Annotated in this window: 23 protein-coding genes; 8 read left to right on the forward strand and 15 right to left on the reverse strand. The window is 64.3% G+C overall.

All coding sequences use genetic code 11. The features are described from left to right. Nucleotides 1–3 precede the first annotated feature (3 nt). From PSTAB_RS15825 to PSTAB_RS15845, 5 genes are all read right to left on the reverse strand, one after another. Nucleotides 4–225, reverse strand: a complete 222-nt coding sequence (locus tag PSTAB_RS15825) for a hypothetical protein (RefSeq protein ID WP_011914232.1) — start codon at nt 223–225, stop codon at nt 4–6. 158 nt (nt 226–383) lie between these two features. Continuing rightward, nucleotides 384–2,024 (reverse strand): chaperonin GroEL, encoded by a 1,641-nt coding sequence (gene groL / locus PSTAB_RS15830; protein ID WP_011914233.1) that lies wholly within the window; start codon nt 2,022–2,024, stop codon nt 384–386. A gap of 47 nt (nt 2,025–2,071) precedes the next feature. Further along, a complete protein-coding gene (locus tag PSTAB_RS15835; RefSeq protein ID WP_011914234.1) occupies nt 2,072–2,365 on the reverse strand; it encodes a co-chaperone GroES in 294 nt (97 codons plus the stop codon). A 248-nt stretch (nt 2,366–2,613) separates the two neighbouring features. Continuing rightward, on the reverse strand, nt 2,614–3,072 hold the full coding sequence (locus PSTAB_RS15840; protein ID WP_013983734.1) for an FxsA family protein: 459 nt from the start codon (nt 3,070–3,072) through the stop codon (nt 2,614–2,616). Nucleotides 3,073–3,203: 131 nt separating this feature from the next. After that, the gene (locus PSTAB_RS15845; RefSeq protein WP_013983735.1) at nt 3,204–3,911 is read right to left on the reverse strand and encodes a HugZ family pyridoxamine 5'-phosphate oxidase; all 708 of its coding nucleotides are present in this window, start codon (nt 3,909–3,911) and stop codon (nt 3,204–3,206) included. Nucleotides 3,912–4,011: 100 nt separating this feature from the next. Here PSTAB_RS15845 and PSTAB_RS15850 point away from each other — a divergent pair, with 100 nt between their 5' ends. Next, the gene (locus PSTAB_RS15850; RefSeq protein WP_013983736.1) at nt 4,012–4,770 is read left to right on the forward strand and encodes an SDR family oxidoreductase; all 759 of its coding nucleotides are present in this window, start codon (nt 4,012–4,014) and stop codon (nt 4,768–4,770) included. Between the two features lie 70 nt (nt 4,771–4,840). Here PSTAB_RS15850 and PSTAB_RS15855 read toward each other — a convergent pair whose 3' ends face one another. Continuing rightward, nucleotides 4,841–5,845, reverse strand: a complete 1,005-nt coding sequence (locus PSTAB_RS15855) for a DUF481 domain-containing protein (protein ID WP_013983737.1) — start codon at nt 5,843–5,845, stop codon at nt 4,841–4,843. Nucleotides 5,846–5,980: 135 nt separating this feature from the next. On the opposite strand from PSTAB_RS15855, the gene PSTAB_RS15860 reads away from it, so the two are divergent. Together PSTAB_RS15860 and PSTAB_RS15865 are read left to right on the forward strand one after the other, a co-directional pair. After that, nucleotides 5,981–6,340: an MGMT family protein gene (locus PSTAB_RS15860; protein WP_041771978.1), complete on the forward strand. Its 360-nt coding sequence runs from the start codon at nt 5,981–5,983 to the stop codon at nt 6,338–6,340. 38 nt (nt 6,341–6,378) lie between these two features. Beyond that, entirely contained in the window at nt 6,379–8,079 is a 1,701-nt protein-coding gene (locus PSTAB_RS15865; protein WP_011914239.1) for an AmpG family muropeptide MFS transporter, read from the forward strand. Between the two features lie 49 nt (nt 8,080–8,128). On the opposite strand, the gene PSTAB_RS15870 is transcribed toward PSTAB_RS15865, so the two are convergent. Further along, entirely contained in the window at nt 8,129–8,953 is an 825-nt protein-coding gene (locus PSTAB_RS15870; protein WP_011914240.1) for a mechanosensitive ion channel family protein, read from the reverse strand. 89 nt (nt 8,954–9,042) lie between these two features. Next, nucleotides 9,043–9,522: a YajQ family cyclic di-GMP-binding protein gene (locus PSTAB_RS15875; protein ID WP_011914241.1), complete on the reverse strand. Its 480-nt coding sequence runs from the start codon at nt 9,520–9,522 to the stop codon at nt 9,043–9,045. Between the two features lie 150 nt (nt 9,523–9,672). Between PSTAB_RS15875 and PSTAB_RS15880 the strand changes: the two genes are divergently transcribed. Genes PSTAB_RS15880 through PSTAB_RS15900 form a run of 5 tightly spaced genes read left to right on the forward strand, consistent with a single transcriptional unit; the run spans nt 9,673 to nt 15,241 of the window. Further along, nucleotides 9,673–10,638, forward strand: coding sequence for a response regulator (locus tag PSTAB_RS15880; protein WP_011914242.1), 966 nt, complete (start codon nt 9,673–9,675; stop codon nt 10,636–10,638). 4 nt (nt 10,639–10,642) lie between these two features. Continuing rightward, nucleotides 10,643–11,554 (forward strand): putative 2-dehydropantoate 2-reductase, encoded by a 912-nt coding sequence (locus PSTAB_RS15885; RefSeq protein WP_013983739.1) that lies wholly within the window; start codon nt 10,643–10,645, stop codon nt 11,552–11,554. 46 nt (nt 11,555–11,600) lie between these two features. Continuing rightward, the gene (locus PSTAB_RS15890) at nt 11,601–13,616 is read left to right on the forward strand and encodes a sensor histidine kinase (protein ID WP_013983740.1); all 2,016 of its coding nucleotides are present in this window, start codon (nt 11,601–11,603) and stop codon (nt 13,614–13,616) included. Nucleotides 13,617–13,629: 13 nt separating this feature from the next. Further along, a complete protein-coding gene (locus PSTAB_RS15895) occupies nt 13,630–14,220 on the forward strand; it encodes a cob(I)yrinic acid a,c-diamide adenosyltransferase (protein WP_013983741.1) in 591 nt (196 codons plus the stop codon). Next, entirely contained in the window at nt 14,213–15,241 is a 1,029-nt protein-coding gene (locus tag PSTAB_RS15900; protein ID WP_193384068.1) for an ion transporter, read from the forward strand. Before PSTAB_RS15895 ends, PSTAB_RS15900 begins: the two co-directional genes overlap by 8 nt. Before the next feature lie 16 nt (nt 15,242–15,257). Here PSTAB_RS15900 and PSTAB_RS15905 read toward each other — a convergent pair whose 3' ends face one another. The 7 genes from PSTAB_RS15905 to argJ all read right to left on the reverse strand — a co-directional run bounded on the left by PSTAB_RS15905 (nt 15,258) and on the right by argJ (nt 22,722). Next, nucleotides 15,258–16,049, reverse strand: coding sequence for an alpha/beta hydrolase family protein (locus tag PSTAB_RS15905; protein ID WP_013983743.1), 792 nt, complete (start codon nt 16,047–16,049; stop codon nt 15,258–15,260). Continuing rightward, nucleotides 16,036–17,163, reverse strand: a complete 1,128-nt coding sequence (locus PSTAB_RS15910; RefSeq protein WP_041771979.1) for a DUF3182 family protein — start codon at nt 17,161–17,163, stop codon at nt 16,036–16,038. Before PSTAB_RS15910 ends, PSTAB_RS15905 begins: the two co-directional genes overlap by 14 nt. 227 nt (nt 17,164–17,390) lie before the next feature. Continuing rightward, nucleotides 17,391–18,953, reverse strand: coding sequence for an alkyl hydroperoxide reductase subunit F (gene ahpF / locus PSTAB_RS15915; RefSeq protein WP_013983745.1), 1,563 nt, complete (start codon nt 18,951–18,953; stop codon nt 17,391–17,393). A gap of 118 nt (nt 18,954–19,071) precedes the next feature. After that, nucleotides 19,072–19,635, reverse strand: coding sequence for an alkyl hydroperoxide reductase subunit C (gene ahpC / locus PSTAB_RS15920; RefSeq protein ID WP_013983746.1), 564 nt, complete (start codon nt 19,633–19,635; stop codon nt 19,072–19,074). Nucleotides 19,636–19,818: 183 nt separating this feature from the next. Then, on the reverse strand, nt 19,819–20,757 hold the full coding sequence (locus PSTAB_RS15925) for a Nudix family hydrolase (RefSeq protein ID WP_013983747.1): 939 nt from the start codon (nt 20,755–20,757) through the stop codon (nt 19,819–19,821). Continuing rightward, nucleotides 20,754–21,386 carry a glutathione S-transferase family protein gene (locus PSTAB_RS15930; RefSeq protein ID WP_013983748.1) on the reverse strand — a complete coding sequence of 211 codons (633 nt, stop codon included), beginning with the start codon at nt 21,384–21,386 and terminating at the stop codon, nt 20,754–20,756. The genes PSTAB_RS15925 and PSTAB_RS15930 overlap by 4 nt, the downstream gene beginning before the upstream one ends. Nucleotides 21,387–21,504: 118 nt before the next feature. Then, nucleotides 21,505–22,722 (reverse strand): bifunctional glutamate N-acetyltransferase/amino-acid acetyltransferase ArgJ, encoded by a 1,218-nt coding sequence (gene argJ, locus PSTAB_RS15935; RefSeq protein WP_013983749.1) that lies wholly within the window; start codon nt 22,720–22,722, stop codon nt 21,505–21,507. Nucleotides 22,723–22,800 lie beyond the last annotated feature (78 nt).

Consider the following 22,800-nt stretch of genomic DNA (forward strand, 5'->3'; position numbering starts at 1 on the left):
GCGTTAGCGCATGCCTTGTGACAGGCCGTAGAGAAGCAGGAGCAGATCCTGATCGGGGCGCGCCGCCTCGAAGCGGGATTTGCTGCCTGGCGGCAACGGGCAATAGCTGCGGCTTTCGCTGCTCTGCACCAGTGTCGCTCCGGGCTCATTCCATGCCGCTACGCAAAGCGTGGTCACTCCGAGCGCGCCGATGAGGAACAATCCTCGAGCGATTTCCAGCTTCATGGCGTAAACCCTTGATTAGGCGGTGGTTAACTGACCGTAGCTCAGCTAGTTAATTCCTGCGTTCTTTTTGACGAACGGTCGAGGATGCACTTAACGGCACGCAAAAAAAACCCCGCACGAGGCGGGGTTCTTTTTATGGAGCCAAGGGGCCGGTCGGCTTACATCATGCCGCCCATGCCACCCATGCCGCCCATGTCCGGCATGGCCGGGGCCGGCTTGTCTTCTACCACTTCGGCAACCATGGCTTCGGTAGTCACCATCAGACCGCCGATGGAAGCAGCAGCCTGCAGCGCGGAACGAGTGACCTTGGCCGGATCGAGGATACCCATCTCGATCATGTCGCCGTAGGTGTCGGACGCAGCGTTGAAGCCGTAGTTGCCCGAGCCCTGCTTGACCTTGTCGACCACCACGCTCGGCTCGCCGCCGGCGTTGGCAACGATCTGACGCAGCGGAGCTTCGACGGCACGACGCAGCAGCGCGATACCGACGTTCTGGTCTTCGTTGTCACCCTTGAGCTCGGAGATGGCCTGCAGAGCGCGCACCAGAGCCACGCCACCGCCAGGCACCACGCCTTCTTCAACGGCCGCACGGGTCGCATGCAGGGCGTCTTCGACGCGGGCTTTCTTCTCTTTCATCTCGACTTCGGTACCGGCACCGACCTTGATCACGGCAACACCGCCAGCCAGCTTGGCCAGACGCTCTTGCAGCTTTTCCTTGTCGTAGTCGGAGGTGGTGTCTTCGATCTGCTTGCGGATCTGCGCCACACGAGCTTCGATGTCGGCCTGGGCACCAGCGCCGTCGATGATGGTGGTGTTTTCCTTGTTCAGCACGACGCGCTTGGCGTTACCCAGGTGCTCCAGGGTAGCGGTTTCCAGGCTCAGGCCGACTTCTTCGGAAATCACGGTACCGCCGGTCAGGATGGCGATGTCCTGCAGCATGGCCTTGCGGCGATCGCCGAAGCCCGGTGCCTTGACCGCAGCGACCTTGACGATGCCGCGCATGTTGTTGACCACCAGGGTGGCCAGGGCTTCGCCTTCCACGTCTTCGGCAACGATCAGCAGCGGACGACCGGCTTTGGCGACGCCTTCCAGCACCGGCAGCAGTTCGCGGATGTTGGAGATCTTCTTGTCGACCAGCAGCAGCAGCGGGTTGTCCAGCTCGGCAACCATGGTGTCCGGCTTGTTGATGAAGTACGGCGACAGGTAGCCGCGGTCGAACTGCATGCCCTCGACGACGGACAGCTCGTTCTCGAAGCCCGAACCTTCCTCAACGGTGATCACGCCTTCCTTGCCCACGCGCTCCATGGCCTCGGCGATGATCTGGCCGATGGACTCGTCGGAGTTGGCGGAGATGGTGCCGACCTGGGCGATGGCCTTGGAGTCGGTGCACGGCTTGGCCAGCTGCTTCAGCTCGGCGACGATGGCGATGGTCGCCTTGTCGATGCCGCGCTTCAGGTCCATCGGGTTCATGCCGGCAGCGACGGCCTTCAGGCCCTCGTTGACGATGGCCTGGGCCAGGACGGTGGCGGTGGTGGTGCCGTCACCGGCCTCGTCGTTGGCCTTGGAGGCAACGTCCTTGACCAGCTGGGCGCCCATGTTCTCGAAGCGGTCCTTCAGCTCGATTTCCTTGGCAACGGAAACGCCGTCCTTGGTGATGGTCGGAGCACCGAAGCTCTTCTCCAGCACCACATTGCGGCCTTTCGGGCCGAGGGTCGCTTTCACCGCATCAGCCAGGACGTTCACACCGACCAGCATCTTCTTGCGTGCGGAGTCGCCGAATTTGACTTCTTTAGCAGCCATGTTGATTGATCCTCAATTCGTGAATTATGTACGGAGATTCGCGGTAATCAGGCTTCGATGACGGCGAGGATTTCGTTCTCGCTCATCACCAGCAGGTCTTCGCCGTCGACCTTGACGGTGTTGCTGCCGGAGTACGGGCCGAACACCACCTTGTCGCCGACCTTAACGGCCGGAGCGCGCACTTCGCCGTTGTCCAGCACACGTCCGGTACCGACAGCAACGACTTCGCCACGGTTCGGTTTCTCGGCAGCGGAGCCCGGCAGGACGATGCCGCCTGCGGTCTTGGTTTCTTCTTCGCTGCGACGAATCACGACGCGGTCATGCAGAGGACGAAGCTTCATTGTCGATCTCTCCTAGTAGAGTGGTTCCATGCCGATGACCCTTCATCGGCGGGTTGGGCAAATCCGGCTGTGCCGGTTGCGGCCCGCAGTGCGAGCCGCAGAAGACGGACTGTCGAACACGACAGCGACCTTGCGGTGTCCGCTACATGCGGGCGTTCAAGAGCATTTCAAGGGGCGCGGATGAAATTTTCATGGCCGCAACTGAAAAACGGCATGCCTGCTGGCATGCCGGTTATCGAGCGAGCGGATCATTTGTCCTGGTCGCGTCGCTCCCATTCGCCCTCGATCACATTGGGCCGTTGCGGGTTGGCGCGGGCCTGCAAGTCGTCGGCGAAGGCGCGCTGACGGCGCATCTGCGCCTCCATGCGACGGTTGATCTGGCGGAACAGGAAGTTGCGTGTCGGCGGGAAGAGCACGATCAGCGCCAGCAGGTCACTGATGAAGCCGGGCAGGAACAGCAAGCCGCCGCCGATTGCCATCATCAGCCCCTGCAGCATTTCACGCTCGGGCAACTCGCCCCGCGCCAGGCGCTCGCGGGCGCGCCAGGCAGTGGCGAAACCGGCCAGACGCAGCAGCAGAACACCGGCAATGCCGCTGAGCACCAGCAGCAGGATGGTGGCCAGCGCACCGATGGAGCTGCCGACCTTGATCAGTACGAACAGCTCGGCCAGCGGGAACAATAGAAACAGCACAAAGAAGATTCGCATCGATGGTCCTTGGCGGAAGATCAGCTTCCAGTCCTCTGTAGATGGCGGCATCCCGGGTCTAATTCAACCCGGGAGAGAAAAGGCCTGTAACCGGATTATGCGCAGCGCCGCTGAAGCCAAGCTGAACCGCGTCAGCGCCGCGCCATCGCCACCAGCGTCTGGCGCACCGCCCCGGGCGTCGAGCAGGGCTCGGGGAAGGCTATCCAGTGCAGTGCCTGGCCGATACGCAGGTGGAAGCCTTCACTGTCGATACCGACCATTTGCGCTGGCGCACCCTGCGACAGCCCGGCCTGCTCGACATAGTGGGCAATGGCCGCTGCATGATCATCGTTCATGTGCTCGACCATGCCCCGCTCCACCTCGCCATTCTCGGCAGCGAAGGGATTGGCCGAGGCGACGTCGTCCAGCCAGTGAATTGCACCGAAACCACCTATGTAGCGCCAGCGCACCGGCTCCAGCACCCAGAAGTCGAAGTCATGTACGCGGTGGTAGTCCTGCGACTCGGGGAAGTAGCGGTAGTAGCGTTGCGCAGCCGCCTCGACCGCCGCCCCGTCGTCGAGCTGGCGGGCCTCGGCCAGCAGCGTGAGCCGGCCCGCTGCCTGTACGTCCTCGGCGGCGCGCTCACCGACCAGCAGCGAACAGCGCACATCGGCCTTGAGATTGCGGGTGTGCTGGGCGATCCGACTGATCAGCAGCAGCGGCCAGCCACGCGCGTCCAGGCAATAGGGCACGACCGAGCCGAACGGAAAGCCGGGCATGGCCTGGGAATGGGTGGAGAGCACGCCGCGGTATTCCTTGAGCAGAAGTTGTCGGGCATGCTTGCGGGCTTCGGCGCTCACCTGTGGCTCCTCGATACGGTCCGGGATGACGGAGCGCCCAGCATAACGATTTCCCTGGCGGGCGTCGTTCCCGCTTAACAAGGACAACTAGGAGACGCGCATGCAACTGCAAGACAAGGTCATCATCGTCACTGGCGGCGGCCAGGGCCTCGGCCGTGCCATGGCCGAGCACCTGGCAGGCAGGGGCGCACGCCTGGCTCTGGTGGACCTCAACCAGGAGCGCCTGGACGAAGCCGTGGCCGCCTGCAAGGCCGCCGGTGGCGAGGCCCGCGCCTACCTGTGCAACGTCGCCAGCGAGGAGCAGGTCTGCGAGATGGTCGCGCGTGTCGCCGAGGACTTCGGTGGCCTGCATGGGCTGGTCAACAATGCCGGCATCCTGCGCGACGGCCTGCTGCTCAAGGTCAAGGATGGCGAAATCAGCAAGATGAGCCTGGCCCAGTGGCAGGCGGTGATCGACGTCAACCTCACCGGCGTATTCCTCTGCACCCGGGAAGTCGCAGCGAAGATGGTCGAGCTCAAGAGCGAAGGCGCGATCATCAACATCTCGTCGATCTCCCGCGCCGGCAACATGGGCCAGACCAACTACTCCGCGGCCAAGGCCGGTGTCGCCTCGGCCACCGTGGTCTGGGCCAAGGAGCTGGCGCGCTATGGCATTCGCGTGGCAGGGGTGGCGCCCGGCTTCATCGAGACCGAGATGGTCGCCAGCATGAAGCCCGAAGCGCTGGAGAAGATGACCGCCGGCATTCCCCTCAAGCGCATGGGCAAGCCGGCGGAGATCGCCCACTCGGTCGCCTACATCTTCGAGAACGACTACTACACCGGCCGCATCCTCGAGCTGGACGGCGGGCTGCGCCTCTGAACGAACCTGCAAACAAAAAGGCAGCCATCGGGCTGCCTTCTTTCTATAGACGGGAACGAATCGCCAGGGCTTACCAACCCACCCCGAAACCGATGCTGTAGCGAGTCTCGTCGAGGTCGCTGTCGGCACCGCTGATGATGTCTTTCTGCACCTTCATGTTCAGCGAGGCCCAGTCGGTCACCTTGTAGCGCAGCCCGACTTTGGCATCCAGCGCGTAGTCGGCAACGTTCTCCAGCGGCTTGCCGAGCTCGCCGGTGCTGAACAGCTCGAACGTCTTGCCCACCAGGTAGCGGTTGTAGTCCCACTTCACCGCGGCCAGGTAGAAGGCTTCCTTGTCGCCATCGGCGAACTGGTAGTCGCTGCGGTTGATCAGGCTGGCCAGGGAGAAGGCACCCAGCTCGTTATCCCAGAACTGATAACCCGGACCGGTACCGATGGTGCGCTGGCGGCGGACGTCTTCGATCTGGTCGTGCTTGTAGCTCAGGCGCCCCTGCCAGAACCAGTGTTCGTCGAGGAAGCGGTCCAGCGCGTACTCGGCATCCCAGTTGTCGGTAACCGTCACGCCGTCGCGGTACTCGCGGTTGTAGTTGCCGGTGCCATTGTGCCGCCACAGGCCGTGACGCGCCTTGGTGTCGAAGGAGACGTCGTAGTCGTCGGTATCGGTCTCGGCACGCTTGTAGTCCATCGCCACGTCGACATTGCCCTTCCAGGTGAAGTCCTGGATCAGCGGCTTGGGATGGATGATCTGGGTGATGCTCGCCAGCTCCACGGTGCGCGGCGCGGCACCGTTGACCAGAGTGACCTGGCCCTGCTCGGCCGCCTGCAGCGACTGGGCGACCTCACCGGTGACGTCATCCTGCTTGATGAGCAGCTTCTGGTCGCTTTCCAGCGTGGCAATCTGGTTCCACTTCAGCGGGATCGAACCGCCGTATTCGGTCTCGATAAGCAGCTTGCCGCCATCGAGCACGCTGATCTTGCCGGTGAGGCGATCGCCATTCTTCAGCCACACGGTGTCGGCGAGCGAAGGCAGGGCAACGGCGGAAAGGGTCGCGCAAAGCAGGGTTCTGGTGAGCATAAATGTGCTGGGATTATGGTCGAAGTGGGTTGAAAGGCTGGCATTATCCCTATGCATTCAGCTACAGCAAGCACAGACCGCCGAATGGATCACGAGTTCGGCGAGCCGACCTCCACCACCGACCGGAAGCTCTGCATGAATGACCACGCACCGCTGTCACCCCCCGGTGCCGATGCCGAAACGCGGCGCACCGCCGTTTACCTGGTGATGTCACAGATCCCGCCGGGCAAGGTGGTGAGCTACGGCGAGCTGGCCGCCATGGCCGGCCTCGGCCGCGCCGCGCGCTGGGTTGGCCGCCTGATGTCGCAGCTGCCGGATGACACCAGCCTGCCCTGGCACAGGGTGATCGCCGCCGGCGGCCGCCTCAGCCTGCCAGCCGGCACAGCGGCCGGGCACGAGCAACGCATGCGGCTGCGCGCCGAGGGGCTGACCATCGTCAACGACCGCGTGGACATGCGTCGGCACGGCTGGCATTCGACGGAGCTCAACGGTTAGAGTGCGCCCTTCGTCCCATCAGCACAGAACCTTGATGTATGTCCCGTGATACCTGGCGCGATGCGCTAGCCGCCTACGCCAGTCCTGCCACGCTCGCCCTGTTGTTACTGGGGTTCGCAGCCGGTCTGCCGGCGGTCCTGGTGTTCTCCACCCTTTCGGTGTGGTTGCGCGAGGCGGGTGTTTCCCGGGAGACCATCGGCTTTGCCAGCTGGATCAGCCTGGCCTACGCCTTCAAATGGGTGTGGTCGCCGATGCTCGACCAGTGGCGATTGCCCTGGATCGGCTCGCTGGGCCGGAGACGTTCCTGGCTGGTGCTGTCCCAGGCGCTGATCGCCGTCGGCCTGATCGGCATGGCGCTGTGTAACCCGCAGCACAATCTCACCATGCTCATCGCACTGGCCGTGGTGGTGGCGTTCTCATCGGCCACTCAGGACATCGCCATCGATGCCTACCGCCTGGAGATCGCCGAGGACAAGCTGCAGGCGACCCTTGCCGCCAGCTACATGACCGGTTACCGCATCGCCATGCTGCTGGCCAGCGCCGGTGCCCTGTTCCTCGCCGAATGGCTGGGCTCCAGCAACCTGAATTACGACCAGGCGGCATGGACCACCACCTACCTAGTCTTTGCCCTGCTCATCGTGCCAGGCCTGGTCACCAGCCTGGTGATCCGCGAGCCGGACGTCGCCGCGCCGCTACCCAACGAACCCTCGCGCTACACCTTCAATCATCAGCTGGCCGCGGTCGGGCTGCTGCTGGTGCTGCTGATCTCGGTGCCGGCGATGATCAACGCGCTGATCGCCCAGGCCTGGCCGCGCGCCACACTGTACGCACTGTTCATTCTCGGCAGCGTATCGCCGGTGGGCCGCGCGCTGTTCGTCCCGGTGCGCCACATTCTCGGTCAGGCCAAGGCGCGCCAGCGGCCGACACGCTTCGACTTCGCCCACCAGGCGGTATCGGTGATCGTGCTGATCATCCTGATGGTTTCCACCACCGGCATGTTCCAGTCCTACTGGGGCGGCTACTGGCCGCGCGGCACCATGTACCTGCTGATCTGCTGGGGCTGCCTGTCGGCGCCCGGGCGCATCCTGATGGGCCCGGTACTGACGCCGATCACCGACTTCATCGTGCGCTACCGCTGGCAGGCGCTGCTACTGCTCGGGCTGATTGCCACCTACCGGATGTCGGACACGGTGATGGGCGTGATGGCCAACGTCTTCTATATCGATCAGGGCTTCTCCAAGGACGAGATCGCCAGCGTCAGCAAGCTGTTCGGGCTGGTGATGACGCTGCTCGGCGCGGCCTTTGGCGGCCTGTTGATCGTGCGCTTCAGCATCCTGCCGATCCTGTTCATCGGCGGTGCGGCATCGGCCGCCACCAACCTGATGTTCATGCTGCTGGTGGAGATGGGCGCCAACCTGCAGATGCTGATCGTCACCATCTCCTGCGACAACTTCAGTGGCGGTCTGGCTTCCACCGCATTCGTCGCCTATCTGTCGAGCCTGACCAACCTGAAGTTCTCGGCGACCCAGTACGCGCTGCTCAGCTCGCTGATGCTGCTGCTTCCGCGCCTGCTCGGTGGGTATTCCGGCGTCATGGTGGAGCACCTGGGTTACAGCAACTTCTTCCTGGTCACCGCCCTGCTCGGCATACCGACGCTGGTATTGATCGCCTGGCAATGGACCCGAACTCGCCAGCAGCCGCTTGACGGCGAGGGCGAAGGCGCCTCGGAGCGCAGCTGAAAACGACGAAGCCGGCAGATGCCGGCTTCGCTTCGTTTGCAAAGGGTGATCAATGCTGCACGAGGTGCACCACGCGCTGCGGGAATGGAATCCCGACGCCTGCGGCGGTCAGGCGCTCCTTGGCCTGCTCGGTAAAGCTGAAGGTCACCGGCCAGAAGTCAGCGGTCGCCACCCAGACGCGCAACGACAGGTTCACCGAACTGTCGCCGAGCCCCGTCACGAATACCACCGGCTCGGGCTCGCGCAACACTCGCGGGTCCTCGGCGATCTCCAGCAGGATCTGGCGGGCCAGCTTGATGTCGCTGCTGTAATCGATGCCGATGTTGATATCGGCACGGCGGCGCGGCTCACGGGAAAAGTTGGTGATATGGCCATTGGAGAGCGCGCCGTTGGGCACCACCACGGTCTTGTTGTCACCTGTCTTGAGCACCGTATGAAAGATCTGGATGGAGTTGACGGTGCCCGCGATACCTTGCGCCTCGATCCACTCGCCGACACGGAACGGGCGGAACAGCAGGATCAGCACGCCGCCCGCGAAGTTCGCCAGGCTGCCCTGCAATGCCAGGCCAATGGCCAGACCCGCGGCGCCGATCACGGCGATGAACGAGGTGGTTTCGACGCCGATCATCGATGCCACGCTGACCAGCAGCAGCACCTTGAGCACCACGCTGGCCAGGCTGCCGATGAAGCCATGCAGGGTCGGGTCCACCTGACGGCGCTGCAGCAGACTGCTGACCTTGGCGGTGAGGGTGTTGATCAGCCACCAGCCGAACAGGAAGGTCAGCAGTGCCAGCGTGACCTGGGCGCCGTACTGCAGCGCGACCGGCAGCCAGGCTTCGGAAAGATCGACCAGATAGTCGACGGAGAGGTCCATGGAGATACTCCTTCGAAGGATCGGTGTCCGCGCAGCCGGGACACCGAGGAAAGCGGGGGGTTGATGCGTGCGCCGAAGCGCGGCGGGAATCAGTCGCGGAAGTTGTTGAACTGCAGCGGCATGCCGAACTCGTGGCCACGCAGCAGAGCGATGGCCTCCTGCAGATCGTCGCGCTTCTTGCCGGTCACGCGGACCTGTTCACCCTGAATCGCTGCCTGCACCTTGAGCTTGGCATCCTTGATATGGGCGACGATCTTTTTCGCCAGCTCCTTGTCGATCCCCTCGCGCAGCACCGCTTCCTGTTTCATGGTCTTGCCGGAAGCGTAGGCATCCTTGACTTCGAGGCACTGGATATCGATCTTGCGTTTGACCAGGCTCAACTTGAGGATCTCGAGCATCTGCTCCAATTGGAACTCGGCTTCTGCCGTCAGCTGCACGGTCAGGTCCTTCTGCTCGAAGCTGCCTTTGCCGCGCAGGTCGTAACGTCGATCCAGTTCCTTGATCGCGTTGTCGATCGCGTTGGTGACTTCGTGCTTGTCCAGTTCGGACACCACGTCGAACGAGGGCATGGGATTCCTCCACTATGTTGCGCGACGGGCCGCATGAGCCGAGCGCGCGTGTCTTGACGGTTAAGAAAGCGCGGTCATTATAGCGATTCGACGTGTCAGCGCCCGCCCCCGGAGTGACAGGACGTCCCCCTCCAATTGATTGAGCTCGCCATGCCCAACCCCCAGCTGAGCATCCTCGTCGTCGACGATGCCAAATTCTCCAGCGTCATGATCGGTCGCGCGCTGAGCAAAGCCGGCTATCAGGACATACGCTTCGCCAGCAGCGCTGCCGATGCCCTCGCGCAGCACGCCCAGCGTCCCGCCCACGTTCTGCTGGCGGACTGGCTGATGCCGGAAATGGACGGCCTGGAGCTCACCGGCCAGATTCGTCAGCGCGACGCCAGCAGCGGCCACTACAGCTATATCATCCTGCTCACCGGTCGCGAGAGCGAAAATGCCCTCGGCGAGGCCTTCGACCACGGCGTCGACGACTTCATCAGCAAGTCGACAATGAACGAGCAGCTGCTGCCGCGCATCTACGCAGCCGACCGCCTGTGCGCCTCCCTGCAGCGCCTGAAGCAGGAAAATCACCAACTGGCGGAAAACGTCGCCAGCCTTGAACAGCAGAGCCTGTTGGACCCGCTGACCGGATTGGGCAATGCCCGTTATCTGCACCAGCAGTTGGCCGCCAGCCTGCGCCAAGTGGAAAGCCGCGGCACGGCACTGTGCTACCTGCAGATCGGCCTGCCCGACGCCGGAGTGCTGAACGATCGTTACGGCGAAGCCGGTTATGCCGAGATACTGCGTGCCATCGCCGGGCGTTTGCAGCAGCTGGTCCGGCCGCTGGATGTGGTGTGCCGGATCGACGAGAAGCAGTTCGGGCTGCTGGCGCTGATCGACGATCTTAAAGGCTGCTCGCCGAGCAGCTTCAAGCGCCTGCACGAAGGGCTCAACCTGCGGGCGCTGAAGACCAGCGAAGGCTTCGTCTCGATCAAGGCCGGCATCAGCCTGGTCAGCCTCGACGCCGAAGCGCTGCCGGTGACGCCCCAGGCCATCATCGAACGTGCAGCAACCCTGCTGCCCAGCGCTTACAGCACCGGGCGTATCGTTCCGCTGCGCCTGAAGCAGCCGGCCTGAGGCGATGACCTGGCACGTTCTCGGCGCAGGCGCGCTCGGCAGCCTCTGGGCCACCCGCCTGGCCAGAGCGGGGCTGCCGGTACGTATCATCCTGCGTTCGGCCGAACGCCTCGCCGATTACCGGCAGGCCGGCGGCCTCACACTCGAGGAGGCAGGCCAGACCAGCCAGCAGGCGATCACGGCGGAACTGCCGGACGCCCCCAACCCCATCCATCGGCTACTGGTCGCCTGCAAGGCTTACGATGCGGAGCCCGCCATCGCGCAGCTGGAAGCCCGCCTGGCGCCCGGTTGCGAGATCCTCCTGCTGCAGAACGGCCTGGGCAGCCAGCAGGCCATCGCCGAGCGGTGGCCGTTGGTACGCTGCATCTTCGTCTCCAGCACCGAAGGCGCCTACCGGGACGGACCGACGCGCGTCGTGTTCGCCGGCCGCGGACAGAACTGGCTGGGCGACCCCGATGGCGGCTGCGCCCCCGGATGTTTGGGTGAACTCGACAAGGCCGGCATCCCCAATGCCTGGAGCGACGACATCCTCGGCCGACTGTGGCGCAAGCTCGCGCTGAACTGCGCGATCAATCCCCTCACCGTCCTCCACGACTGCCGCAATGGCGAGTTGCGCCAGCACCGCGCTCAGCTCGCCGCGCTCTGCAACGAACTCTCGCGGCTGCTCGCTGCCTGCGGCCAGCACGCGGCAGCCGAGGAGCTGGAAAGCGACGTGTGGCGAGTAGTCGAAGCGACCGCCGCCAACTACTCATCGATGCACCAGGATGTCCGGCTCGGCCGCCGCACCGAAATCGCCTACCTGCTTGGCCATGCCTGCACAACCGCCGATGCGCTGGGCGTCGCCGTTCCGAGGCTGCACGATCTGCATGACCGTCTGCGGGAGTACCTCGGCCTGCGCGGATTGCCCACGGACTGAGCGACGGCTACCCTGCTGAAACCCTCCGCCAAGCCGTGCCCGTTCCATGAAGCTGCGTCAGCGCCTCGAAAATCTCCCGGTCGGCCGCAAGCTGCTGCTCGCCCTGCTCGTCCTGCTCGCCGCCGTGCTGCTGGTATCCAACCTCACCTTCATCAGTGCCGCCTACTGGATCTCGCGGCAGAGCGTCGCTCCGCAAGCCATGCACACGCTTGGCGAACTTTTCACCACCGAGGAGCTGAGCAGCCGCGCCCTGTCCTCGCCCGAGGCAGCCAGCGAGTTGCTCAGGCGCCTGGACGGCTATGCTCCGCTGCGCGCAGCAGTGATCTACGACCGCGACGGCAACAGCCTTGCGCAGCTGCAGCAGGGTGAGCGGCTGCGGCTGCCGGAGCGGATCGACAAGGTCGCCGACTGGCGTGCTGGCGAAATCCGCGCCAACCTGCTGGTCAGGCTACCGCAAGCGGACGGCAGCGCCGGGCATCTGCTGATGGTGGCCAGCAGCGAACTGCCAGGCGCGTTCTACACCGGCACGCTGACGGCGAGCCTGGCCATCCTGGTAGCCAGTCTGCTGCTCTGGATTCTGGTGGCGCGTCAGATCCGCCAGCTCATTACCCGGCCGATTCGCGATCTGGAGGCGCTGTCGCGCCAGGTCACCCGCGAGGAGGACTATTCCCTGCGCGCCAAGCCCGGCAACCAGGACGAGATCGGTCGCCTCGCCGATGCCTTCAACACCATGCTGTCGCGCATGGAAGCCCGTGAGCAGCAGCTCAAGCGCGCCCGTGACGACGCCCAGGAAGCCTTCGACCATGCCCAGGGTCTGGCCGAGGAAACGCGCCACTCCAACCGTAAACTGGAGCTGGAAGTGCAGGTGCGCAGCAAGATCGAACAGAAGCTCACCGGCTTCCAGAAATACCTCAATAGCATCATCGACTCGATGCCCTCGGCGCTGATCGCCCTCGACGAGCAGCTCTACGTCACCCAATGGAATCAGGAAGCCAGCGCCCTTTCCGGCACGCCGCTGGACGATGCGCTGAATCAACCGGTATTCGTCGCCTTCGAGCCGCTCAAGCCCTTCCTCACGCAGATCCGCCGCAGCTCCGAGCAGCATGTGGTGGAAAAGATCGAGAAAGTGACGTGGCTGCGCAACGACGAGCCACACCACTACGCGCTCACCTGCTATCCACTGACCGGCGGCGGCGGTCGTGGCGTGGTGATCCGCATCGACGACATCACCCAGCGCATCAACATGGAAGAAATGATGGTGCAGTCGGAGAAGATGCTCTCGGTGGGCAGCCTGGCGGCCGGCATGGCTCACGAGATCAACAACCCCCTCGGCGCCATCCTGCACAACGCCCAGAACATACGTCGCCGGCTCTCCGCCGAGCTCGAGCGCAATCGCGAGGCGGCCGAAGAAACCGGGGTGCGCCTGGAGGCAGTCAACCAGTACCTGCAGCGCCGCGAGGTGCCGCAGCTGCTCGATGGCATCCAGCAGGCCGGCTCGAGGGCCGCGAAGATCGTCAGCCACATGCTCAGTTTCAGTCGCATGAGCAACCGCCAACTGGCCGACTGTCATTTGCCGGTGCTGATCGACCAGGCACTGGAGATCGCCGGAAACGACTTCGCCCTGATGGAAGGCTTCGATTTCAAGGCCATCGATATCGTCCGTGACTTCGACCCGCGCGTGGATCGGGTGCCCTGCATCGGCAACGAGCTGGAGCAGGTGCTGCTCAATCTGCTGAAGAACGCGGCCCAGGCCATCCATGCGCACCACAGCGGCGAGCCCGGGCAGATCATTCTGCGTACGCGGCTGAACCCGCCCTGGGCGGAAATCCAGGTGGAGGACAACGGCGGCGGCATCCCCGAGAACGTGCGCAAGCGCATCTTCGAACCTTTCTTCACCACCAAGGAAGTCGGCCAGGGAACCGGACTGGGCCTTTCCGTTTCGTATTTCATCATCACCAACAATCACCAGGGTCAGATGGAGGTGCAGTGCCAACCCGGCCACGGCACCACCTTCACCCTGCGACTGCCGCTAAGCTCGCCAGTCGAGCCGACTGCGACCTGAACAAGGAAAAACCATGGGCAATCGACTATCCAAGATCTACACCCGCACCGGCGACGGCGGCGAAACCGGCCTGGGCGACGGCCGTCGGGTCGCCAAGGATCACCCCCGCGTCGAGGCCATGGGCGAAGTCGATACGCTCAACAGCCAGCTCGGCCTGCTGCTTGCCGAGCTGGCCGATGCGCAGGTGCAGTGGCCGGCGCTCGATGAGCTGATCAGCGTGTTCGGCCCGTGCCAACACCGCCTGTTCGATCTTGGCGGCGAGCTGGCGATGCCCGACTACCAGGCGCTGCAGGAAAGCGAGATCGAGCGCCTGGAGCAGGCCATCGACCGTTGGAATCAGGAGCTGGGCCCGCTCAAGGAGTTCATCCTGCCGGGCGGTTCTCGACTCATCGCCCTCGCCCACCTGTGCCGCAGCGTGACGCGCACTGCCGAACGTCGGTGCCAGCAGCTCAATGCCAGCGAAACCGTGCGCCCGGTGCTGCTGGCCTATCTGAACCGGCTGTCCGATGCGCTGTTCGTCGCCGCCCGCCTGATTGCGCGGCGCCAGGGGTGTGGCGAGATCCTCTGGCAACCCGCCGCCGCGGCAGCCGGCGCGGATGACTGAGCACCGCGTGGATCAACAGGCGCGACGGCGCGACGGGCTGCATGCCGCCTGGGAAGCCTTCATCGTCCTGCTGGTCTGCGTGAACCTGGCGCTGATCCTGTTCGACAGCCTGTTCGCGCTGCAGCCGGTCAACACGGCGCTTGCCAGCCTGGTGCCGCAGCTGCACGAGCGCTATCAGCAAAGCATCCACGTCAACTTCCAGTACATCGACCTGGCCTTCGTCGCGGTCTTCCTTCTCGACGTGCTGCTCGGCTGGACGGTCGCGCTGTTCGAGCGCCGTTATGCGCGCTGGTACTACTACCCGTTCGCTCACTGGTATGACGTGCTCGGCTGCATTCCGCTGGCGGGGTTCCGGTGGCTGCGGGTACTGCGGGTTGGCAGCCTGCTCATTCGCCTGCAGCGTCTGGGCCTGATCGACATGCGCCGGTGGGCCGTCTATGGGCTGTTCAGCCGTTATTACTACCTGCTGATCGAAGAGCTTTCCGACCGGGTGATGGTGCGCCTGTTCGGCCGTCTGCAGCAGGAGATCGGCGCCAGTGACGACCTCTCGCGGCGCCTTCTGCAGGAGGTGGTCCGACCGCGCAAGCAGCGCGTGCTCAACGACCTGTCGCGGCGCCTGCAAGGCATGCTGGAAACCGGCTACCGCGACAATCGCGGCGCCATCGAAGGCTACGTCAGCCAGCTGATCCACCAGGCGCTGCGGGACAATCCGGAAATGCACAGCCTGCGCCGCCTGCCGCTGGGCAATCGCCTGGCCAGCACGCTCGACGATGCCCTCGGCGATATCGCCGCACGGCTGATGCAGGGCGCTGTGGAGGGCATGCGCGGCCCGCAGTTCCAGGCGTTGGCGGCCAATCTCGCCGACGAGTTCTTCGATGCCTGGGTCTATCAGGACGAGCACACCGATCTGGCATTGGAGGAGCTGCTGGTGGATGTGATCGAGGTGCTCAAGCAACAGGTTCTCGACCGCCGCTGGAGCCGCTTCGTTGGCCCGACACCGCCCGCCACGCCGCCGGGTTGAAGCGGACGACCGTCGCTCAGCCGCCCGCCTCGCCCTCTTCGACCGGCTTGAAGCCGATCGGCGACTTCTCGTCGAGGCGCGCGCCGACGATCATTTCGGTCGCCCAGTTCACCAGGATGGACGTATAGGCCTCCTGGCAGCGCTCACTGCTCAGCGCGTGGTCGGCGCCATCGATGATCCGATGGGTCAGTGAATGAGTGGAATGAAAGGCGGCGCGATAGCTCATGATCGTTTCGTGAGGCACGAAGGTATCGTGCTCGGACTCGACGATCAGCACGTCGCCGCGGAATGCCGCGCAGGCCGCCAGTGCACGGTTTTCCTCGGGCCGCACGCGGCGGCTGCGCAGCTGGTTGAGTACCTCGCGGTCCAGCTGGCGCTTGGGCACCTGCCATTCCTCGTCGCGGTACAGCGCAGGCACGCGCAGCGCCAGCCACTTCACTGGGCGCAAGGAGGTGAGGATTGCTGCCAGGTAACCGCCATAGCTGGTACCCACCACAGCGATCGCCGAAGGGTCGATATGCGGGTGCTGGGCGAGCAGGTCGTAAGCGGCCAGCAGATCGTCGAGGTTCTGCTCGCGGGTCACGGTTTCCTGCTGTGCCCGGGTCTGCGCATGGCCACGCAGGTCGAACGACAGGCAGACGCAACCGAGCCCGGCGATGCCCCGCGCGCGCGTCAGATCGCGCTGCTGACTACCGCCCCAGCCATGCACGAACAGTACGCCGGGCATCTTTTCCGGCGGTGACAGAAAGGTCCCGGCGATGTGCTCGTCGCCCACCAGGATGTTCACCATCTCGCTATGCGTCGCCATAGTCCTCCACCATTACGCATTTGGTGATGAAGCCCACTTCGGCGTCCTCGTCCCGATACAGCACCTGGGCACCGGCCGGCACCTGCTGCTGTTCACCATAGAGTTCGATCGAAGAGGCCTTTACCGCACGCACCCCACTGCCCCGCCTGAATGCTTCGAGCGCGGCGATCTCGGCGCTGCTGGCACCGCCGATGCGCCAGGATTGCTCGAGTACGCCGGAACGTGGTTGGCCACGCCCGTCGATGCCCTGGGCGATGTCGTAATTGCGCCGCGAGGCGAAAAAGTGCCGGTAGCAGCTCGAAGCTGCCTCGTCGTAGACCTGTGCCTGGCTGACCGCCAGGCGCGTGGTTTCCGGAAGGTCCAGTGCCAGCAGCGCCTCGAAATCACCATCGACGACCACGAGGTCCGAGCCGCCATAGACCTCGTTGCCGGCATTGTCGCGGGTCAGTCGCTGGGTACCGTAGTAACTGGCCAGACGCCCGCCGACACGTACCTGACCAACGCTGAAGGTGGTGACGCGCTCCAGATGAGCTTCGAGCACGACGCCGTACTGACCCAGCTCCTTCTCCTCGAGGGCGAACAACGCCTGGTCGAGGGCATCGCTGTCGTCAACGCGCAGCTGGCCGCGCCCGCCCGTCGCGCGGACCGGTTTGATCCGCACCGCCCCCTCATGCAACAGCCGTCGCCCCGCGTCCCTGGCATCCTCCAGGCTGAACGCGCTGTAGCCGGCCAGCACGCTGCCTTTGACCTGGGTACCGAAATCGCGCGACCAGCCGACCGGCGCCACGGCGTCCGGACGCACCAGCGGATGGGTGATGGCCTTGGTCTCGACGAAGGGCTGCGGCACGACGCCGCCGAACAGGTCGCCCTCTTCGTTCAGCCCCAGCTCGTGGGCCTCGTGCAGACCGACAACGGTTCCCGACGGCACCAGGTAAGGATGGGCGTCGTAGCGGCGAGTCGGATCGTATTCGCCGCCGTAACTCAGGCCCAGCAACACGGCCAGGCGTTCGGCCAATGCGGCGTGGACAATCTTCTCGTGCTGGGGCTCGCGCGGGCGATTGGGATAGGTCAGCACGACCCTGCGAGACCCCTGCAGCGTTTGCGCATTCATCATCTTCGTGGACAGCTCCATGGACTGCTCGACATGCACGCCAGCGGCAAAGCCGTGGCGTTCGCTTCCACCTGAGCGGTAGCACGGTGTACCGGAGTAGACCGCAGCCAGCACGCAATGATCCTCAGCCGGGACGGGCACTCGCCCTGTCCCCTGTCACCCACGAAGAATCGCCCACGAAAAAGGGGAGCAACCTCTCGGTTGCTCCCCTTTTTGTTTGCCGATCCCGATCAGGCCGGCGCGGAGGTGCGGATCAGGTGATCAAAGGCGCTCAGCGAGGCCTTGGCGCCTTCGCCGACGGCGATCACGATCTGCTTGTACGGCACCGTGGTCACGTCACCGGCGGCGAACACGCCGGGGATGCTGGTCTGGCCCTTGGCGTCGACGATGATCTCGCCGAAACGCGACAGCTCCAGGGTGCCCTTGAGCCATTCGCTGTTGGGCAGCAGGCCGATCTGCACGAAGATGCCTTCCAGCTCGACGCTGTGCATTTCTTCGCTGCTGCGGTCCTTGTAGACCAGGCCGGTGACCTTCTGGCCGTCGCCCTTGACCTCGGTGGTCTGCGCCATCTTCAGCACGCGGACGTTGGGCAGGCTGTTGAGCTTGCGCTGCAGCACGGCGTCGGCACGCAGGTCTTCGCCGAATTCCAGCAGGGTCACGTGGGCGACGATGCCGGCCAGGTCGATGGCCGCTTCCACGCCGGAGTTGCCACCGCCGATCACCGCCACGCGCTTGCCCTTGAACAGCGGGCCGTCGCAGTGCGGGCAGTAGGCGACGCCACGGCCGCGGTATTCCTGCTCGCCCGGCACGTTCATTTCGCGCCAGCGCGCGCCGGTGGCGAGGATCAGGGTCTTGGCCTTGAGCTCGCCGCCATTGTCGAACCGGACGCGGTGCAGGCCGTCTTCGCCGGCCGGGATCAGCTGGCTGGCGCGCTGCAGGTTCATGATGTCGACCTCGTACTCGCGCACGTGCTCTTCCAGCGCGCGGGCCAGTTTCGGGCCTTCGGTTTCCTTCACCGAGATGAAGTTCTCGATGGCCATGGTGTCCAGCACCTGACCGCCGAAGCGCTCGGCCGCGACGCCGGTGCGGATGCCCTTGCGCGCGGCGTAGATGGCCGCTGCGGCGCCGGCCGGACCGCCGCCGACCACCAGCACGTCGAAGGCGTCCTTGGCCTTGAGCTTCTCGGCATCACGGGCGCTGGAACCGGTGTCGAGCTTGGCGAGGATCTCTTCCTCGCTCATGCGGCCCTGGGTGAACAGCTCGCCGTTGAGGTAGATGCTCGGCACCGACATGATCTGCCGCGCTTCGACTTCATCCTGGAACAGCGCGCCGTCGATGGCCACGTGCTTGATGTTCGGGTTGAGCACGGCCATCAGGTTCAGCGCCTGGACCACGTCCGGGCAGTTCTGGCAGGACAGCGAGAAGTAGGTTTCGAAGCGGTAGTCGCCGTCGAGCGCCTTGATCTGCTCAATGACTTCCGGCGCGGTCTTCGACGGGTGGCCGCCGACCTGCAGCAAGGCCAGCACCAGCGAGGTGAACTCGTGGCCCATGGGGATGCCGGCGAAACGCAGGCTGATGTTGCCGCCGATGCGGTTGAGCGAGAACGACGGCTTGCGCGCATCGTCGCCGTCGGTCTTCAAGGTGATCTTGTCGCTGAGGCCAGCGATGTCCTGCAGCAGGCTCAGCAGCTCCCGGGATTTCTCGCCGCCATCGAGGGACGCGACGATCTCGAAGGGCTGGGTGACCTTCTCCAGGTAGCCTTTCAACTGGGTCTTGAGATTGGTGTCCAACATGAGCAGCAGTACCCCGTTTGGAATTCAGGAAATAAAACGCCCGGACGGTTCGCGTCCAGGCGTCGGGTCGAAGGAGCGAACAGCAGCTCCCTCGACAGGCAAGCAAGGCAGATAGACGTTAGATCTTGCCGACCAGGTCCAGCGACGGAGCCAGGGTCTTCTCGCCTTCTTTCCACTTGGCCGGGCAGACTTCACCCGGGTGAGCGGCGGTGTACTGAGCAGCTTTCAGCTTGCGCAGGGTCTCGGACACGTCACGAGCGATCTCGTTGGAGTGGATCTCGACGGTCTTGATCACGCCTTCCGGGTTGATCAGGAAGGTGCCGCGCAGAGCCAGGCCTTCTTCTTCGATGTGCACGCCAAAAGCGCGGGTCAGTTGGTGAGTCGGGTCACCGATCAGCGGGAACTGAGCCTTGCCAACGGCCGGCGAAGTTTCGTGCCAGACCTTGTGCGAGAAGTGGGTGTCGGTAGTGACGATGTACACCTCGGTCTCGGCCTTCTGGAACTCGGCGTAGCTGTTGGCAGCGTCTTCGATTTCGGTCGGGCAGTTGAAGGTGAAGGCAGCCGGCATGAAGATCAGCACGGACCACTTGCCCTTCAGGGACTCTTCGGTGACTTCGATGAACTTGCCATTGTGGAAGGCATTGACTTTAAACGGCTGAACCTGAGTGTTGATCAACGACATGCTAACTCCTCGGGGTTTTGGAAAAGGAATTCAAAAACTTTGACGGCGCCTACGATAGCGCACCCGACAGCATACTGTTAATTGATTAAGGGAATAGCCTTCATTGCTTTTCACTATCAATGAAACATTTCAGTTGCAGTCTTTCAGGCGGCATCGGCAGTGACCCGCGATTGGCTCCGCGGTTCAATCCGGCCAGAACGCGCGGATGGCCGCAATGCCTTGCGCGCCTATCTGCCGAGCCCGTCCCATATCGCCTGCCTGTAGCCCACCGAGCAGGAAAACCGGCCGGTCGAAGCCTGACAGCAAGTCCGCTGCCCGCTGCCAGCCCAGAGTAGGCGCGCCGGGATGAGTCGCCGTGCTCTGCACGGGCGACAAGGTGACGAAATCTACCTCCAATGCCGCTGCCAGTGCCAGCTCTTCTGCCCCATGACAGGACGCTGCCAGCCATCGCTGCGCTTGCACTGGCCGCCCGCTTCCGGCCCGCCGCAGCTGTTCGGCAGTGAGGTGCCAACCCGCGCCGGGAAAGTCCTCGACCCACTCCAGTGGGCCCTTGAGCATCAGTTGGGCACGTCCCGCGCACAGGGCCAGCACACGCTCGGCAAGCGTCCGATAGTCCGCAGGCGGGAGGGACGGCGCACGCAACTGGATGAGCCGAATGCCTGCATCCAGCGCCCGCGCAATTCCTTCGAGCAAACGCGGCACGGCAAGGCCGTCGGGGGTGATCAGATAATGCTGCGGGAGACGGGCAGCGGTCACGATCGGCTGATTGGCGGCGGGAAAACTGTAGTCGACAAGCTCCTCCGGGGCGACCCAGGCCAGCGGCTGGCCCTCGGCACCGTGCGGCTCGCCGGCGAACGCCAGCACTTCCCAGACATCCAGCAGGACCTGCTTGTCCGGATAATCGTGGCGTACCTGTATTAACGGTTGGGCCTGGGTCACCTCGATGCCCAACTCCTCCTGCAGCTCACGGGCCAGCGCCGATTCCACGCCTTCACCGTCCTCGACCTTGCCGCCCGGAAATTCCCACAGACCGCCCTGATGCTTGTCGAGTGGGCGTTTGGCGATCAATACGCTCGATTCCGGCCCGCGGATGACGGCCGCAGCAACATGGATACGCTTCACTTCATCACTTCCTGCACGGCTCGTTCGCGCCAGCGCTGAAAGGCTGGCCATTGGTGGATCGTCTCGACATAAGCCGTCGCGTCGGGTGGCAGCTCAACCCGATAGCTGCGCAGGCGCGACGCCACCGGCGCGTAGAAGGCATCGGCGACGCCTGGCTGACCGAACAGGTAAGCTCCGCCGTGGCCGAAGCGCCCGCGGCAGTCGGCCCAGATCGCGCAGATCCGATCGATGTCCTCCTGCACCGCTTCAGGCAACTGCGCCAGTGCCTGATCACGCGCCATATCCATCGGCAGGTGGCTGCGCAGCGCCTGAAAGCCGCTGTGCATCTCGGCACAGATGCTGCGCGCCAGCGCTCGTGCATAACGCTCTTGTGGCCACAGCTGCGCCTTGGGCGCAACCTCGGCGAGGTACTCGGCAATGGCCAGCGAGTCCCATACCGGGCCCTCGTCGGTCAGCAGCACCGGCACCTTGCCGGTTGGCGAGTAGCTGAGCAGGCGCGCCAGACTCTCGGGTCGATAGAGCGCTACGGGGATATCCGAAAACGCCTGGCCGGACAGTTCCAGAACCAGGGCAGCCCGCAGCGACCAGGACGAGTAGTTGCGGTCGCCAATAACCAGTTGCAAAGCCATGATCGATGCGCCTCACGTCGACAGAGGAAGTCAGCGGACGTTAAAGCTCAACGCGTGGAGAAGGCAATTCCCGCTGCACATGGCCCATGCGCAACGGGAATAGCGAGGGGCGAGACGATCAGGTCCGGTATTCGGCGTTGATCTTCACGTACTCGTGGGACAGGTCGGTGGTCCAAATGGTCTCGCTGCAGCTGCCGCGGCCCAACTCGATGCGAATGCTGATCTCCTCACGGGCCATTACCGCGGCGCCCTGCTCTTCGGTATAGCTGGGCGAGCGGCCACCCTGGCTGGCGATGCAGACCTCGCCGAGGAAGACATCGATCTTGCTCACATCCAGATCCGGCACACCGGCATACCCCACGGCCGCGAGGATGCGCCCCCAGTTCGGGTCGGACGCGAACAGCGCGGTCTTGATCAGCGGCGAATGGGCCACGGCGTAGGCGACGTCCAGGCATTCCTGATGATTGCCGCCCCCGTTGACCTGCACGGTGACGAACTTGGTCGCTCCCTCGCCATCGCGGACGATGGCCTGGGCCACTTCCATGAACACCTCGAGAACCGCCTGCTTGAGCTTGCCGAACAGCTCACCGGCGGCGGATGTGATCTCCGGCAATGCAGCCTGGCCGGTGGCGATCAGCATGCAGCAGTCGTTGGTCGAGGTATCGCCATCGATAGTGATGCGATTGAAAGACTTGTTCGCCGCATCGCGCACCAGATCCTGCAGCACGTTGCCGGCCACCTTGGCGTCGGTGGCGATGTAGCCGAGCATGGTGGCCATGTTCGGCCGGATCATCCCGGCGCCCTTGCTGATACCGGTGACGGTGACAGTGACGCCGTCGTGCTGGAACTGTCGGCTGGCGCCCTTGGGCAGGGTGTCGGTGGTCATGATGCCGGTCGCGGCCTCGGCCCAATGATCGGGCGAGAGGTCGTCGAGCGCGGCCTGCAATGCCGACTCGATCTTCTGCACCGGCAGCGGCTCGCCGATCACACCGGTGGAAAACGGCAGCACGGCAGTCTCGTCAACGCCGGTCAGCGCTGCCAGCGCGGCGCAGGTGCGACGGGCGTCGGCCAGCCCCTGCGGCCCGGTGCCGGCATTGGCGTTACCGGTGTTGGTCAGCAGGTAGCGCACCGGACCGTGCATGCGTTCGCGGGTGATCAGTACCGGCGCGGCACAGAACGCGTTGGTGGTGGTCACTCCAGCCACTCGCGAACCTTCGGCGCAGCGCATCACCACCACGTCCTTGCGGCCCGGGCGCTTGATGCCGGCGGAGGCGATGCCCAGCTCGAAGCCGGGAACCGGATGCAGTGTAGGTAAAGGACCAAGACCGACAGCCATGGAGCGCTCCTTCAAGACAGTGGTGGCCAACAGGCCAGGTGACGGGGAGAAAAACGCCGCGAGCGGCACAGGCCGGTC

This window comes from Stutzerimonas stutzeri (assembly GCF_000219605.1).
GTDB lineage: Bacteria > Pseudomonadota > Gammaproteobacteria > Pseudomonadales > Pseudomonadaceae > Stutzerimonas > Stutzerimonas stutzeri.